The sequence below is a fragment of the Delftia sp. DLF01 genome, from assembly GCF_014852125.1.
GTDB lineage: Bacteria > Pseudomonadota > Gammaproteobacteria > Burkholderiales > Burkholderiaceae_C > Comamonas > Comamonas acidovorans.
Genome location: NZ_JACVAZ010000002.1, coordinates 40,001 through 54,862 on the forward strand (window position 1 = coordinate 40,001; position 14,862 = coordinate 54,862).

17 protein-coding genes and 1 tRNA gene are annotated in these 14,862 nt (G+C 66.2%); 9 read left to right on the forward strand and 9 right to left on the reverse strand.

The window, feature by feature from the left end:
* Positions 1 to 3 precede the first annotated feature (3 nt).
* Positions 4 to 1,524 carry a PLP-dependent aminotransferase family protein gene (locus IB269_RS08550; RefSeq protein WP_225614066.1) on the reverse strand — a complete coding sequence of 507 codons (1,521 nt, stop codon included), beginning with the start codon at positions 1,522 to 1,524 and terminating at the stop codon, positions 4 to 6.
* Between the two features lie 101 nt (positions 1,525 to 1,625).
* Here IB269_RS08550 and IB269_RS08555 point away from each other — a divergent pair, with 101 nt between their 5' ends.
* Genes IB269_RS08555 through IB269_RS08565 form a run of 3 tightly spaced genes read left to right on the forward strand, consistent with a single transcriptional unit; the run spans position 1,626 to position 3,065 of the window.
* A complete protein-coding gene (locus IB269_RS08555) occupies positions 1,626 to 2,255 on the forward strand; it encodes an FMN-binding negative transcriptional regulator (RefSeq protein ID WP_034391253.1) in 630 nt (209 codons plus the stop codon).
* A 34-nt stretch (positions 2,256 to 2,289) separates the two neighbouring features.
* Entirely contained in the window at positions 2,290 to 2,637 is a 348-nt protein-coding gene (locus IB269_RS08560; protein ID WP_065346822.1) for an antibiotic biosynthesis monooxygenase family protein, read from the forward strand.
* A 20-nt stretch (positions 2,638 to 2,657) separates the two neighbouring features.
* Positions 2,658 to 3,065: a DUF2809 domain-containing protein gene (locus IB269_RS08565; protein WP_013803637.1), complete on the forward strand. Its 408-nt coding sequence runs from the start codon at positions 2,658 to 2,660 to the stop codon at positions 3,063 to 3,065.
* 15 nt (positions 3,066 to 3,080) lie between these two features.
* On the opposite strand, the gene IB269_RS08570 is transcribed toward IB269_RS08565, so the two are convergent.
* The 3 genes from IB269_RS08570 to IB269_RS08580 are packed head-to-tail and all read right to left on the reverse strand — an operon-like array spanning position 3,081 to position 4,633.
* Positions 3,081 to 3,434, reverse strand: a complete 354-nt coding sequence (locus IB269_RS08570) for a hypothetical protein (protein WP_012204143.1) — start codon at positions 3,432 to 3,434, stop codon at positions 3,081 to 3,083.
* A gap of 19 nt (positions 3,435 to 3,453) precedes the next feature.
* A complete protein-coding gene (locus IB269_RS08575) occupies positions 3,454 to 3,702 on the reverse strand; it encodes a DUF1272 domain-containing protein (RefSeq protein ID WP_012204142.1) in 249 nt (82 codons plus the stop codon).
* A 37-nt stretch (positions 3,703 to 3,739) separates the two neighbouring features.
* Complete coding sequence (locus IB269_RS08580; protein WP_192366953.1) at positions 3,740 to 4,633, reverse strand: cation diffusion facilitator family transporter; 894 nt, start codon at positions 4,631 to 4,633, stop codon at positions 3,740 to 3,742.
* 246 nt (positions 4,634 to 4,879) lie between these two features.
* Here IB269_RS08580 and IB269_RS08585 point away from each other — a divergent pair, with 246 nt between their 5' ends.
* The 3 genes from IB269_RS08585 to galU all read left to right on the forward strand — a co-directional run bounded on the left by IB269_RS08585 (position 4,880) and on the right by galU (position 9,502).
* Positions 4,880 to 5,506: a VOC family protein gene (locus IB269_RS08585; RefSeq protein ID WP_034391240.1), complete on the forward strand. Its 627-nt coding sequence runs from the start codon at positions 4,880 to 4,882 to the stop codon at positions 5,504 to 5,506.
* Between the two features lie 184 nt (positions 5,507 to 5,690).
* Positions 5,691 to 8,603, forward strand: a complete 2,913-nt coding sequence (locus IB269_RS08590; RefSeq protein ID WP_012204139.1) for a valine--tRNA ligase — start codon at positions 5,691 to 5,693, stop codon at positions 8,601 to 8,603.
* Between the two features lie 11 nt (positions 8,604 to 8,614).
* Positions 8,615 to 9,502, forward strand: coding sequence for a UTP--glucose-1-phosphate uridylyltransferase GalU (gene galU, locus IB269_RS08595; RefSeq protein ID WP_063326888.1), 888 nt, complete (start codon positions 8,615 to 8,617; stop codon positions 9,500 to 9,502).
* An 85-nt stretch (positions 9,503 to 9,587) separates the two neighbouring features.
* On the opposite strand, the gene IB269_RS08600 is transcribed toward galU, so the two are convergent.
* The 3 genes from IB269_RS08600 to cysM all read right to left on the reverse strand — a co-directional run bounded on the left by IB269_RS08600 (position 9,588) and on the right by cysM (position 11,427).
* Positions 9,588 to 9,815 carry a sulfurtransferase TusA family protein gene (locus IB269_RS08600; RefSeq protein ID WP_012204137.1) on the reverse strand — a complete coding sequence of 76 codons (228 nt, stop codon included), beginning with the start codon at positions 9,813 to 9,815 and terminating at the stop codon, positions 9,588 to 9,590.
* A gap of 26 nt (positions 9,816 to 9,841) precedes the next feature.
* Entirely contained in the window at positions 9,842 to 10,444 is a 603-nt protein-coding gene (locus IB269_RS08605; protein ID WP_141829477.1) for an NUDIX hydrolase, read from the reverse strand.
* Between the two features lie 77 nt (positions 10,445 to 10,521).
* Complete coding sequence (cysM, locus tag IB269_RS08610; RefSeq protein WP_017407070.1) at positions 10,522 to 11,427, reverse strand: cysteine synthase CysM; 906 nt, start codon at positions 11,425 to 11,427, stop codon at positions 10,522 to 10,524.
* 39 nt (positions 11,428 to 11,466) lie between these two features.
* On the opposite strand from cysM, the gene IB269_RS08615 reads away from it, so the two are divergent.
* Positions 11,467 to 11,551, forward strand: a tRNA-Leu gene (locus tag IB269_RS08615).
* A 644-nt stretch (positions 11,552 to 12,195) separates the two neighbouring features.
* On the opposite strand, the gene IB269_RS08620 is transcribed toward IB269_RS08615, so the two are convergent.
* Positions 12,196 to 12,417, reverse strand: coding sequence for a hypothetical protein (locus tag IB269_RS08620; RefSeq protein ID WP_012204134.1), 222 nt, complete (start codon positions 12,415 to 12,417; stop codon positions 12,196 to 12,198).
* 255 nt (positions 12,418 to 12,672) lie between these two features.
* Here IB269_RS08620 and IB269_RS08625 point away from each other — a divergent pair, with 255 nt between their 5' ends.
* The gene (locus IB269_RS08625; RefSeq protein ID WP_192366954.1) at positions 12,673 to 13,050 is read left to right on the forward strand and encodes a CidA/LrgA family protein; all 378 of its coding nucleotides are present in this window, start codon (positions 12,673 to 12,675) and stop codon (positions 13,048 to 13,050) included.
* Positions 13,047 to 13,793, forward strand: coding sequence for an LrgB family protein (locus IB269_RS08630; RefSeq protein WP_192366955.1), 747 nt, complete (start codon positions 13,047 to 13,049; stop codon positions 13,791 to 13,793). The genes IB269_RS08625 and IB269_RS08630 overlap by 4 nt, the downstream gene beginning before the upstream one ends.
* 120 nt (positions 13,794 to 13,913) lie before the next feature.
* Here IB269_RS08630 and IB269_RS08635 read toward each other — a convergent pair whose 3' ends face one another.
* The gene (locus tag IB269_RS08635) at positions 13,914 to 14,861 is read right to left on the reverse strand and encodes a LysR substrate-binding domain-containing protein (protein ID WP_012204131.1); all 948 of its coding nucleotides are present in this window, start codon (positions 14,859 to 14,861) and stop codon (positions 13,914 to 13,916) included.
* Between the last annotated feature and the right edge of the window lies 1 nt (position 14,862).

A 14,862-nucleotide genomic window follows, 5' to 3' on the forward strand; every position in this document is an offset into this window, starting at 1 on the left:
ACCTCAGCGTCGGCAAGGCGGGGCCTCGAAGGCCCCGCCTTTTTTCTGTCCATCCCGCACCACGCCCGCCAGCCTGCGCACCCCTTGCTCGATGGCCTGCGGCTGCAGGCTCGCATAACCCAGGACCAGCCCGGCGCAGGACTGGCGGCGATGGGCATCACCGGCCGCATAGAGCGGCGAGATGGGGCGAACGCCCACGCCACGCTCTCGCGCCAGCCGCACCAGGGCAATCTCATCGCGCTGATGCACGGCAGGCACCCAGGCCACCACATGCAGGCCGGAGGCCGAGCCTTCGACCTGCACCGCGCCCGGCAGGTGCCGCTCCAGCGCCTGCAGCAATGCCGCCCGCCGGCCTTCGTTGCGACGGCGGGCGGCGCGCACATGGCGCTCGTAGCTGCCGTCCTCGATCAGCGCGGCCAGCACCAGCTGGTCCAGGCGCGGCGCATGCCGGTCGGCCAGCCGCCGGGCTTCCCGGAACACGGGCACCAGGGACGGCGGCAGCACCAGGTAGCCCATGCGCATCTGCGGGGACAAGGCCTTGGAGAAAGTGCCGACATGGATGACGCAGCCCATCTCGTCAATGGACTGCAGGGCGTCGATGGGGCGCAGCCCGTAGCGGAATTCGCCGTCGTAGTCGTCCTCCAGAATCCAGGCACCCGTGGCGCGCGCCCAGGCCAGCAGTTGCTGCCTGCGGCCTATGGGCAGCACGCCGCCCAGCGGAAACTGGTGCGAGGGCGTGACATAGGCCAGCCGCGCCTGGCGCCCGGCCAGCGCCGAGGTATCCAGGCCCTGTTCATCGACGGCCATTTCCTGCAGGCATGCGCCCTGGGCCTCGAACACGCGGCGCGCCATCAGGTAGCAGGGCTCTTCCATCAGCACGGTCTCGCCCGGATCGACCAGCACGCGTGCACACAGGTCGATGGCCTGCTGCGAGCCCTGCACCACCACGATCTGTTCGGCCGAACAGACAAGCCCCCGCGCCCTGCGCAGATAGCCTTGCAGCGCCATGCGCAGCGCCGGCTCGCCTTCGGGCGCGTCGTAGGACAGGGAAGACTGGCGCTGCACGATGGCGCGGTTGTAGGCGCGCCGCCAGGCCAGCGTGGGAAAGTCGTCAAAGGCCAGGGCGCCGTAGAGAAAGTCGATCGGGGCCGGCCCACCATCGCCTGCTGCCGGCGGCAGGGCTGACGCCAGCGCATCCACCCGCTGCCCATAGGAAGACAGCCGGGGACGGCCATGCTGCTGGGCCGCTGCCGGCATGCTGCGCGCACGGCTGCGCTGCGCCGCGCCAGCCGCCACGCGCGCCCTGCTGCCTGGAGCGGTCTCCAGATAGCCTTCGGCCGCAAGCTGCTCGTAGGCGGCTGTGACGGTGGTGCGCGACACGCCCAGGTCCAGCGCCAGGGCGCGGGTGGAGGGCAGGCGTGCGCCCACGGCCAGGCTGCCGTCGGCCACCTGTGATTTCAGCCATTCGTGGAGGGTGCGGGCGCCGGGCGCTGCACCGGCATGGCGGGTGAAAGCGGATTTCAACTGGTCTGCCAAAAAATCACAAAACTGGATTTTTCATTGTGCCAGGGATGGTGGATAGTCCGGTTTCCCCCGATGCCGGCACACCAGCCCAGGAAGCGCCCATGTACACGCCCGCCCATTTCTCCCTCACCGATTCCGACAGCCTGCACGGCCTGATCCGCAGCCACCCCCTGGGCACGCTCGTCACCCAGGCCAACGGCGTGCTGGACGCCAACCACCTGCCGTTCCTGCTGGATGCGGACCCAGGGGAGATGGGCACGCTGAGCGCCCATGTGGCCCGCGCCAATCCCATCTGGCAGCAGTGCCGCGACGGCGCCGAGGTGCTGGTCGTCTTCCGTGGCGCCGAAGGCTATATATCGCCCAGCTGGTATCCAAGCAAGCACGAGACGCACCGCCTGGTGCCCACCTGGAACTACGAGGCCGTGCATGTGCACGGGCAAATCAGCATCCATGACGACGAGAGATTCGTGCGCGGCCTGGTCGGCCGGCTCACGCGGGTCCATGAGGCATCGCAGGCCCAGCCCTGGAAGATGTCCGACTCGCCGCGTGAATTCATCGACGGCATGCTGCAGGCCATCGTCGGCCTGCAGATCCGCATCACCCGCCTGGAGGGCAAGGCCAAGCTCAGCCAGAACCGGCAGGCCCGCGACCTGGAAGGCGCCATCGGCGCGCTGCGCGAGCGCGGACAGGAGCCGCTGGCCGGTGCCATGGATGCGGCGCCGCGCATCTAGCGCCTGCCACCCTCACACAGATTGCCAACCACCCATGTACACATCCACCTTCACCTTCGCGCCAGGCGAATACGACGCGCCATTCCATGCCCTTGACGGCCGGATCGCCGAGATCGCCCGCGCCATCCCCGGCTACCTGGGCGAAGAGGCCTGGGAGAACCCCGCCACAGGCCTGGTCTCCAACGTCTACTACTGGCAGACCTGGGAGGCGCTGCAGCAACTGATGCGCCACCCTGCGCACCTCGAAGCCAAGCAGCAACAGGCGCGCTGGCTCAAGGGCTACCAGGTGGTGATCGCCCAGGTGGTGGGCAGCTACGGCGATGGCGGGATAGCGCACCCGCTGGCCACCACTGCGCAAGGCACTGCGCACCCGGCTCGCTGACCGGACCCGCTTTTGGCCCGATGATGGCGGCCATGCGATGGCGTTTTGATCCTGTTTCCCTGGCGTGGGCGGTGGCCCTGTTTGTCTTGCTTGTGCTGCTGGCCACCGTCGGCGCACGCTGGGGCTGGGTGCGCAGCTTCTTCGGCGACGTGATGGCCGTGGCCTGGGTCTATGCCGTGTTCAAGACCGTGATCGCCGCGCGCGTGCTGCCGCTGGCGTCGGCCGCGCTGGGCGTGGGCCTGCTGGTGGAGCTGGGCCAGTTCCTGGCATCGACCTTCCAGTTGCACATTCCCAACCGCGCTTTGCGCATCGTGCTGGGCAGCACGGCCGACTGGTGGGATGTGCTGGCCTATGTGATGGGTTTTGCAGCCGTGCTGGCGGTGGAGGCTGCGTTCCGTGGCCGCAGGCGCCCCGTCTTCACGGCATAAACCCGCAGCGGTCCGCTACGGCTCTGGAACAAGCTCCTCGACAACGGATTCGCAGTGGATTTTCAGCCGCCCATAGTGGGACAGCTGCAAGAACAGATGCTGCGCCCTTGCTGACGAAGGCCTCTTCGTATCCCGCTGCAGCACTTCGCAGCGGTCCAGGCAGTCATCCATCTCTGCGGCTGCGTCGCGCTGGACATTGGCAAAGTACGCCTGCACGGCAGGAAAGTTGACGATCCGTTCAAAGCGGATGGCTACCCTGGCCTGCGGCCTGTCGAACACGGCATAGAGAAAGAAGCACAGTTCCACGCTCCGGGCCGCCACATCCAGGCGCACCTGCTCCAGCAATCCATCGTGGTACTGGTACTGCAATCGATGGCTCCGCGCCGGATCAGGCCCGTACAGCGCAACCGCCGGCCTTGAGCACCCGCTTCGTCGAGGCCGGATACCGCTCCAGCTTGTCCGCCGGCCGGCGCGGCCTGGCCACCAGCTCGCCACCGCAGTTGGGGCAGGCGCCGTGCAGCACATGATCCGCACAGCCGGCACAGAACGTGCACTCGAAGGTGCAGATGCGAGCCTCGGCAGACTCTGGCGGCAGGTCCTTGTCGCAGCATTCGCAGTTGGGTCGAAGCTCAAGCATCGGTGTACTCCGGGTGTGGTCCATGAAGACTGGCATCCTAGTGGATGTGCTCTGCCGCGGAGCGATCCTCGCTCTCCATCTGCAGCGTCGTATGGTGCAGGTCGAAGCCGGCCTGCAGCCTGTCCTCGATATCGCGGCGCACCTGCTCGCCGTCCGCGCCGGGCAGCAGCACCACATGGCCGGTCAGCATGGGCTTGTTCTGCGTGACCGCCCACAGGTGGACATCGTGGATCGCTGCCACGCCCGCCGTGCCCGAAATCGTCTCGCGCACCGCCTGCAGGCTCATCCCTGAGGGCACGCCTTCCAGCAGGATGTTGATGCACTCGCGCAACAGGGTCCACGTCCGCGGAAATACCATGAAGCCAATGCCCACGGCCACCGCCGAGTCGATCCACCGCCAGCCCGTCAGCCAGATCAGCGCGGCACCGGCGAGCACGCCGACCGAGCCCAGCATGTCCGCCCATACCTCCAGGTACGCGCCCTTCACGTTCAGGCTCTCGTCCTTGCCGCCAGACAGCAGGCGCATGGAGAGCAGGTTGATCACCAGGCCCACGGCCGCCACCGCCATCATGCCCAGGGACTGGATTTCTGCAGGTGCCGACAGCCGGCGGTAGGCCTCATACAGGATGTAGAAGGCCACGCCCAGCAGCACCAGCGCATTGATGGCGGCAGCCAGGATCTCGAAGCGCGCATAGCCGTAGGTGCGCAGCAGGTCGGCTGCCTTGCGGCCGGCACGTATGGCCACCAGAGCCAGCAGCAGCGCCATCGCATCGGTCAGCATGTGCATGGCGTCGGAGATCAGGGCCAGGCTGCCCGTGACCATGCCGCCGATGATTTCCACCACCATGAAGGTGCCGGTCAATCCGAAGGCAAACCAGAGACGGGATTCCGGCAGGGCACGCACGTCGCCGTGCTGATGGCTGTCGCTCATGAGATTCCTTGACTTGAAAACGGTTGTGAACAGAGGGCCGCTGCACCGATGGCGTCCATGGCAGGCAGGGGCACGGACCTCCATGAGAAAGTGTGAAGTGACTTGAAGGTCAAGTGCTGCCGGCAACTCGGCACCGCAGGTGAACCAAACACCGCAGCGCGCATATCCCTGCATCCATCGCAACATTTCATTTAGGTAAATTGATTACGAATAGTAGAATCAAAACATCCACCAAGGAGACATTCGATGAACACAAGCGCCCGTCCCGACCTGTCCACGCTGCCACCGCCCGCCGCCGTGCAGCAGCTGCACCACTACGCCTACAAGGCCCGCGATGCCGAGGAGACCCGCCACTTCTACGAGGACATCCTGGGCCTGCCGCTCTACCACATCATCCAGAGCGACTACGTGCCCAGCACGGGCGAGTACTGCCCCTACACGCACTTCTTCTTCCGCCTGAAGGATGGTTCGTTCATCGCCTTCTTCGACATCGGCGATGACGAAAAGGCCCTGCCCTCGCCCAACACGCCGCTGTGGATCAACCACATCGCCTTCCGCGTGGACACCGTCGAGGAACTGGAGAACACCAAGGCCCGCCTGGTGGCGCATGGCATCGAGGTGCTGGGCGTGACCGACCACCACATCTTCAAGAGCATCTATTTCTTCGATCCCAACGGCATCCGCCTGGAGCTGTCGGCCCAACTGGCCGACGAAGTGCAGATGGCGCGCGAAAGCACCACCGCCCACGCCCGCCTGAACGAGTGGACGGCACGCAAGGAGCAATGGCGCAAGGAACGTGCCGAAGGCAAGGCCGCCCAGCCGCTCAAGCCCCAGAGCAACGACCGGCCCGAGTTCGTGCCCGACGCAGCCTAGAGCGTGTTGTGCACTTTAGAGTGCACAACACGCTCTCAATAAAACCCGGCGAACAGGCAGGCGGACGGGGTCGGTAGAATCCCCGTCAAACCGTCATCCATTTCGCATATGCAGACGGCATCCCTTCAACGGATGCCGTTTTCATTTGCCAAACGCCATTCGCACAATTCCCCGCAAGCAAGCCATGAGCGACACCATTGCCCAGCCAGGCCTCGACAGCCTGTCCAAATCGTTTGAACCCGCAGCCATCGAGGCCCAATGGGGCCCTGAATGGGAAAAGCGCGGCTACGGCGCAGCCGGCGTGCGCGGCACGGGCCAGGCAGATGCATCCCAGCCATCGTTCTCCGTCCAGCTGCCGCCGCCCAATGTGACGGGCACGCTGCACATGGGCCATGCGTTCAACCAGACCATCATGGACAGCCTCACGCGCTACCACCGCATGAAGGGCCACAACACGGTCTGGGTTCCCGGCACCGACCACGCGGGCATCGCCACCCAGATCGTGGTGGAGCGCCAGCTGCAGGAGCAGGGCATCGCCAGCCGCCACGACATGGGCGCGACGCCTCCCGAGGCGCGCAAGAACTTCGTGAGCAAGGTCTGGGAGTGGAAGAACCAGAGCGGCAACACCATCACCGGCCAGATGCGCCGCATGGGCGACAGCGTGGACTGGAGCCGCGAGTACTTCACCATGGACGACAAGCTGTCTTCCATCGTCAACGAGACCTTCGTGCGCCTGTACCAGCAGGGCCTGATCTACCGTGGCAAGCGCCTGGTGAACTGGGACCCCAAGCTGATGTCCGCCGTCTCCGACCTCGAGGTCGAGAATGAGGAAAAGGACGGCTCGCTGTGGCACATCGCCTATCCGCTGGCCGACGGCTCGGGCCAGCTCGTGGTGGCCACCACGCGCCCGGAAACCATGCTGGGCGACGCAGCCCTGATGGTCCACCCCGAGGACGAGCGCTACCAGGCGCTGATCGGCAAGACCGTGATCCTGCCCCTGGTGGGCCGCGAGATCCCCATCATTGCCGACGACTACGTGGACCGCGAGTTCGGCACGGGCGTGGTCAAGGTCACGCCTGCGCATGACAACAACGACTACGCCGTGGGCCAGCGCCACGGCCTGCCGATGATCTGCGTGCTGACGCTGACGGCCACCATCAACGACGAGGCGCCCGAGAAGTACCGCGGCATGGACCGCTTCGTGGCGCGCAAGGCCATCGTGGCCGACCTGGACGCGGCCGGCCTGCTGGTCGAGACCAAGAAGCACAAGCTCATGGTGCCCATCTGCACGCGCACGGGCCAGGTGATCGAGCCCATGCTGACCGACCAGTGGTTCGTGGCCATGAACAAGGTGGGCGAAGGCGATGCCACGGGCAAGTCCATCGCGCAGAAGGCCATCGATGCCGTCTCCAGCGGCCAGGTGCAGTTCGTGCCCGAGAACTGGGTCAACACCTACAACCAGTGGATGAACAACATCCAGGACTGGTGCATCTCGCGCCAGCTGTGGTGGGGCCACCAGATTCCCGCCTGGTACGACGAGGACGGCAAGGTCTACGTGGCCCGCACCGAGGAAGAAGCCCGCGCCCAGGCCCCCGGCAAGACGCTCACGCGCGACGAGGACGTGCTGGACACCTGGTACTCCTCGGCCCTGGTGCCGTTCTCCACCATGGGCTGGCCGAACCAGACCGAGGCGGCCGACGATGACTACAACCTCTACCTGCCCAGCTCGGTGCTGGTCACGGGCTACGACATCATCTTCTTCTGGGTCGCCCGGATGATCATGATGACCACGCACTTCACGGGCCGCGTGCCCTTCCGCCATGTCTACATGCATGGCCTGGTGCGTGACGCCCAGGGCAAGAAGATGAGCAAGTCCGAGGGCAACGTGCTCGACCCCGTGGACCTGATCGACGGCATCGACCTGGACACCCTGCTGGACAAGCGCACGCAGGGCCTGCGCCGCCCCGAGACCGCGCCCCAGGTGCGCAAGAACACGCAAAAGGAATTCCCCGAGGGCATTCCCGCCTACGGTGCCGACGCGCTGCGCTTCACCTTCGCGGCCCTGGCCTCGCTGGGCCGCTCCATCAACTTCGACAGCAAGCGCTGCGAGGGCTACCGCAACTTCTGCAACAAGCTGTGGAACGCCAGCCGCTTCGTGCTGATGAACTGCGAAGGCCATGACTGCGGCCTGCTGCCCCACACCAAGGAGCAATGCCAGGCCGGCGGCGAGTTCGCGGGCTACATGCAGTTCAGCCAGCCCGACCGCTGGATCGCCTCGCAGCTGCAGAAGGTCGAGGCCGAAGTGGCCAAGGGCTTTGCCGAATTCCGCCTGGACAACGTGGCCAACGCGCTGTACGACTTCGTCTGGAACGAGTTCTGCGACTGGTACCTGGAAATCGCCAAGGTGCAGATCCAGACCGGCAACGAGGCCCAGCAGCGCGCCACGCGCCGCACGCTGATCCGCACGCTGGAGGCCATCCTGCGCCTGGCCCACCCCATCATCCCGTTCGTGACCGAAGCCCTGTGGCAGAAGGTCGCCCCGGTCGCCGGCCTGCCCGGCGAGTCCGTGGCCGTGGCCCGCTACCCCGAGGCCCAGCCCGAGAAGATCGACGAGGCCGCCATCGCCTACGTGGGCCGCATCAAGCAGATGATCGACGCCTGCCGCACGCTGCGCGGCGAGATGGGCGTGTCGCCCGCACAGCGCCTGCCGCTGCTGGCCGTGGCCAGCTCGGCCGACGAGGCACAGTTCCTGCGCACCAATGCCGCCGTGCTGCAAAACCTGGCCAAGCTCAGCGAGGTCAAGGTGTTCGACGACGAAGCCGCCTGGGCCGAGGCCGCACAGGCTGCGCCGGTCTGCGTGGTGGGCGAGGCGCGCCTGGCGCTGTTCGTGGAGATCGACGTGGCCGCCGAAAAGGCCCGCCTGTCCAAGGAAGCCGCACGCCTGGAAGGCGAGATCACCAAGGCCAATGCCAAGCTGGGCAACGAGGCCTTCGTGGCCAAGGCACCCCCGGCCGTCATCGACCAGGAAAAGAAGCGCGTGGCCGACTTCGGCGCCACGCTGATCCGCATCCAGGAACAACTCGCCCGCCTGGGTTGAAAGATCCGTTTATGAGCACCCAGACCCGTGTCCGCAAAGCCGTGTTTCCCGTTGCCGGGCTCGGCACGCGCTTTCTGCCCGCCACCAAGGCCTCTCCCAAGGAGATGCTGCCCGTGGTGGACAAGCCGCTGATCCAGTACGCAGTGGAAGAGGCCTACGAGGCCGGCATCCGCGACATGATCTTCGTCACCGGCCGCAGCAAGCGCGCCATCGAGGACCATTTCGACACCGCCTACGAGCTGGAAAACGAGCTGGAGAACGCCGGCAAGCAGGCCATGCTGGAGCTGGTGCGCAGCATCAGCCCCGCCGACATGAACTGCCTGTTCGTGCGCCAGCCGCGCTCGCTGGGCCTGGGCCATGCCGTGCTGTGCGCCGAGCCGCTGGTGGGCAACGAGCCCTTTGCCGTGCTGCTGGCCGACGACCTGATGGTGGGCGAGCCCGGCGGCCCCGGCGTGATGGCGCAGATGACATCGGCCTTCCACAAGCAGGGCCGCTCCCTGCTGGCCGTGCAGGAAGTGCCGCTGGAGCAGACCAAGCGCTATGGCATCGTGGCTGGCGAGCCGGCCGGCGGTTCGCTGATGCGCATCGAGAAAATCGTGGAAAAGCCCGCGCCCGAGAAGGCCCCCTCGCGCATGGGCGTGGCTGGCCGCTACGTGCTGACACCGGCCATCTTCGAGGAGATCCGCAACCAGCCCAAGGGCGTGGGCGGCGAGATCCAGCTGACGGACGCCATTGAACGCCTGATGGCCCATGAAGCCGTCTACGCCTTCCAGTACCAGGGCAAGCGCTACGACTGCGGCAGCAAGGAAGGCTTTTTGCAGGCCACGGTGGAACTGGCGCTGCAGCACGAGGATGTGGGCGCGAGCTTCCGCGAATACCTGCAGGGCCTGAGCATCTGAGGCCGGGCCTCAGAGCCGCCCCTGCCCCATGCAAAAGGCCTGCGAAAGCAGGCCTTTTTCTTTGGAGCGAACCGCGTGCAGCCGCTCAGCGCCGGCGCAGGATATGGATGAACTCCGCACCCACGGTCTGCTGCTCCACCAGTTCATTGCCGGTCTGCTTGGCAAAAGCCTGGAAGTCGCGCAGCGAGCCCGTGTCGGTGGCCACCACCTTGAGCAGCTGGCCGCTGTCCAGTTCGGCCAGCGCCTTCTTGGCCTTGAGAATGGGCAGCGGGCAGTTGAGCCCGCGCGTGTCGATTTCCTTGTGAATTTCCATCGGATGCACCTCTTGAGCCTGGGATTCTAGGCGGCATCGCGGCTGAGGCCGGCAGCAGTGTCTTGATCGGCGCGACTCGCTTGTGCCTCCTGGGCCTGCTCGGCACGCTTCCAGAAGTCACGGATCACAGGATCATGCCCCCGGCTGCGCAGCCACTTGGCCAGCGCCATGCCGGTGCCCGAAGGCCAGGCCTGGACTTTCTCGGGCTCCAGCAGGCGGTACTCCAGCAACTCGGGCGACAGCCGCACCTGGCCGCTGGCGCGCACATGGAAGGCGATGATCACCTGGTTCATGCGCAGGAACTCATGCACGCTGATCAGCTCCAGCGACTCGGCCTGCAGGCCGGTTTCCTCCGCCACCTCGCGTGCCACGCCCTCCTCGGGCGACTCGCCTGCTTCCATGAAGCCCGTGATCAGGCCGAAAACCTTCTCGGGCCAGGCCGCATTGCGCGCCAGCAGCACCTTGCCGTCCAGCTCCACGATGGCGGCCAGCACCGGCGTGGGATTGTTCCAGTGCGTCCAGCCGCACTCGGGGCAGCGCAGGCGCGATACATCGCCGCCGTCCTCGGCCTGAATCACCCACTGCAGGGGCGTTGCGCAGTGCGTGCAATAGCGGGTTTCATAGTGCATGGGGCTGTTCCTGGTTTTTTGCTGTCCTGGCTCTATGCAAACAGGAAGGCCCGCCGGGTGGCGGGCCTGTCGCTGTGTCAGGCGGGGAAGACGCCCGTGGACAGATAGCGGTCGCCGCGGTCGCAGACCACGAAGACGATGGTGGCGTTGTTCTCGCGCTCGGCAATCTGCTGGGCCACCCAGCAGGCGCCCGCCGCAGAGATGCCGGCAAAGATGCCTTCCTCGCGCGCCAGGCGGCGCGCCATGTCCTCGGCATCGTCTTGCCCGACGAGCACGGTCTCGTCGATCAGCGAGGCGTCGTAGATCTTGGGCATGTACTCCTCGGGCCACTTGCGGATGCCGGGGATGCGCGATCCTTCGGCCGGCTGGGCGCCCACGATGCGGATGGCCGGGTTCTTTTCCTTGAGGAACTTCGCCACGCCGGTGATCGTGCCCGTGGTGCCCATGGCGCTCACGAAATGCGTGATCTCGCCGCCGGTCTGCTCCCACAGCTCGGGACCGGTGGTCTCGTAGTGGATGCGCGGGTTGTCGGGGTTGCCGAACTGGTCGAGCACCACGCCCTTGCCCTGGGCCACCATCTGGTCGGCCAGGTCGCGCGCGTATTCCATGCCGCCACTCTTGGGCGTGAGGATCAGCTCGGCGCCATAGGCCTTCATCGTCTGGGCACGCTCGATGGACAGGTCCTCGGGCATGATCAGCACCATCCGGTAGCCCTTGATCGTGGCGGCCATGGCTAGCGCAATGCCGGTATTGCCCGAGGTGGCCTCGATCAGCGTGTCGCCGGGCTTGATGTCGCCGCGCTCTTCGGCGCGGCGGATCATCGACAGGGCCGGCCTGTCCTTGACCGAACCGGCCGGGTTGTTGCCTTCCAGCTTGCCCAGCACCACGTTGCCACGTTCCTGGCGAGACTGCGCACCGATGCGCTGCAATGCCACCAGGGGCGTGCGGCCGATGGCGTCTTCGATGGTCGGATAAATTTTCATAGCCTCACACTGTGCCATAATTCGCCCCTGCGCTAAGTAGCCCGGGTGGTGAAATTGGTAGACGCAGGGGACTCAAAATCCCCCGCCGCAAGGCGTGCCGGTTCGATTCCGGCCCCGGGCACCAGAGATTACGTAGCCGAAAAAGCAGTCCCCTGCTTTTTCGGCTATTTCTTTTCCGGCCGCTGTCTTTACAGCGTCCGCACAAACCTCAAGCCCCTTTGCATCCAGCCGTGTTCAGCGGCTGCACTGCATTTCAAGGCCCTCCAGCCTGCACCGATCCTGCGTCCTCATGCCTTGGGCGGGATGACGCCTGCGCGCTTTTCGCCGCACCGGGCCCAACCTGTGCACAACTTTGGCATCAACCGCCTCTCAAGGCCTGCCAGGCCTGGACCTTGGCCCATGCTGAAGCCTGCTTGAAGCAGCACCATCCCAGCCCGCAGGCAGGGCTGCAGCCCTGCGTCAAATTCAGTACCTTCCCTCTGAAAACCGCCACTTGCACCACCGTCATGCAGCCCTTGCCCAGCGCGGGCACCAGCCCGGTGCGCCCACGGTTCGGTCCTGTAAAAGCCCATGAAGAAAGCCACCCTGAGGTGGCTTTCTTTCTCCACAGATCCATTGAACAACCCTGTGGATAATCAGTGAACAGCAAGTGAACGAGGCGTCCAAGTGCTTGCATTCACTGGCCGCAGGCTAAGCTGCCTGCAAATCAGGCAACCTCCAGATCCAAGGGAAAACCCTCGATTCGAAAGGCGCCTGACACACCTCGCCTCAGGCATCCGTGCGGCGGATCTGCGCGCGCCCTGCCGCCGTGATGTGCCATTGATGGCTGCTGTCCACTTCGACCAGTCCACGCTCGCGCAGCCTCTTGGACAGATGCTCGCGCGCCGCGCTTTCCAGCGACACGGGCTCGCCCATCTCCAGCTTCTTGAGCACTTCGAGTTCATCCACCGTCGGCTCGTACACGGGTGCGTGATATGTGGTTTCGGCCATCGCTACTCCTTCGCTATTCAAAATCTCATGCCCCAGGACTCTAGGGGGCACGGATGAAAACATAGCCTTGGCCCGGGAGCCGCGCAATCGGTGGCCGCACCTTTTTTCGAGTTGTGGGCGATGATTGCACGCTTTGCGGCGGCGTCCCACAGGCGCCAGGGCCAGGCCCCGGCCTGACAACGGGCGATCCACGCTCTTGCCGCACCCGCCCCATTGGCCGCTCCCTCACCATCTGACCCAGGAATTCAGGTTTTCATGCTGTACGCCATCACCGCCTTGTTCGCCTTCCAGTTGCTGGGGGAGGCCATCGTCCAGCTCACGGGGCTGCCGCTTCCGGGCGCGCTCGTGGGCACGCTGCTGCTGCTGGGGGCGCTGCTGCTGCACGGCCACCTGCCCGAGTCGCTGGAGAAGGCCGCCGGCGTGCTGCTGCAGAACATGATGCTGCTGTTCATTCCCGTCATTGCAGGCGTGATGCTGGAGTTCGACCGGCTGTCGCGCGAATGGCAGCCCTTTGTGATCGCCTGCGTGGCGGGTGCGGCCATTACCTTCCTGGCCACGGCCTTCACCTTCCGCTGGTGCCTGGAGCGCCAGCGCGCCCGCGAAGCGGCCGCCAGCCAGGGAGACAAGGCATGAGCGCGCTCACCACCCACTGGCACAGCGCCTGGCAGTCGCTGTCCGGCAACGCCTCCACCGCCCATCTGCCCTGGCTGGTGCTGACCATGGCCGTCTACCTGGCGGCCATGGCGCTGTACCGCAGAAGCGGCAACCATCCGCTCCTGATTCCCGTTTTCACGGCCGTGGTCGTCATCGTGGGCGTGCTGCTGGCCACGGGCACCTCCTATGCCAGCTACCGCAGCGGCGTCTCGCTGCTGGGGCTGCTGATCGGCCCGGCCACCGTCGCGCTGGCAATTCCGCTGTACGCCCAGCGCGAGCGCATACGCGCACTGTGGCTGCCCATCAGCGTGGCGCTGGCCGTGGGCTGCGTGGTGGCGTTGCTGTCGGCACTGCTGATCGGCTGGAGCCTGGGAGCGACGGTGCAGACACTGGTGGCGCTGGCGCCCAAGTCGGCCACCATTCCCATCGCCCTGCCCATGGCCGAGCGCTTTGGCGGGCCGGCCTCGCTGGCGGCCGTGGCCGTGGCCATCACCGGCATTGCGGGCACGATGATGGCGCCGCTGCTGATCCGCATGGTGCGCAGCGATGACCCGGCCGTGCAGGGTTTTGCCCTGGGACTTACGGCCCACGCCATCGGCACGGCACGCGCGCTGCAGGTGAATCCGACCATGGGCGCCTTCTCGGCCCTGGCCATGGGCCTGAACGGCGTGGCCACGGCCGTGGTCATGCCGCTGTGCCTGGCCGTGCTGCCCTGGTTTTGAGCGCGATTGCGGGTTTTCCCCAGAGACACCCCCACAAGCCTGTGGACAAGCGCCGCCAGCAGCAAGGATAAGTCAGTTAAGTGACTGTCATCGTTGAACAATCCAAAGCCTGCTTAATTTTCAGGCAGGCCGGTGCTCCCTGGCGCGCTGCTGCAGCCATGAAGAGAACACGCGCAGAGCGGGCGCGGGTTGCGCATCGGGCGCCAGGGCCGGCGTGACCAGGTAGTAGGCACGGTTGCCGCGCAGTGGCTGGGGGCAGGCAATGATGAGGTCGCCGCGCGCCAGTTCCTGCTCGATCAGCATGGGTGGCATCAGCGCCACGCCCAGGCCCTGGCTGGCCGCCACGGCCAGCATGGAGAACAGCTCCAGCCGCATGCCGTCCAGCGCGCGCGGCGCGGCCACGCCCATGGCATCGAACCACTGCTGCCAGCCGTAGGGCCGCGTGCTTTGCTGCAACAGCGGCATCCGGGCCACGATGTCCGCCCCCACGGGCAGCCAGGCGCGGCCCGGCTCGCGCGCCTGGGCCGTGGCCAGCAGTTGCGGGCTGCACACGGGAACGACCTCTTCGTCCATCAGCCATTGCGCCTGCACACCGGGCCAGCGCGCCACCTGCTCGGGCGTGCCTGCATAGAGCGCGGCGTCGAACACGGTATCGGCGAAAAGGAAGGGCCGCGTCTGCACGTCGATGTGCACCGTGACCTCGGGATGCTCGCGCGCCAGCTGCGGCAGGCGCGGCAGCAGCCAGCGCGTGGCGAAGGTGGGCACGGCCGCCAGGTTGAGCGGCCCGCCTTCGCCCTGGTGGGCCATGATGTCCAGCGTGTCGCGCTCCAGGCCGTGCAGCCAGCGCGAGACCTGCTGTGCGTACTGCGTGCCCGCCTCCGTCAGCAGCACGCCGTGGCGCGTGCGCCGGAACAGCTGCACGCCCAGGAACTCCTCCAGCGCAATGATCTGGCGCGAGACGGCGCTTTGCGTGAGCGACAGCTCCTGCGCCGCACGCGTGTAGCTGATGTGGCGGGCGGCCGATTCGAAGCAGGCCAGGGCTTGGGTGGATGGCAGGGCTCTACGCATA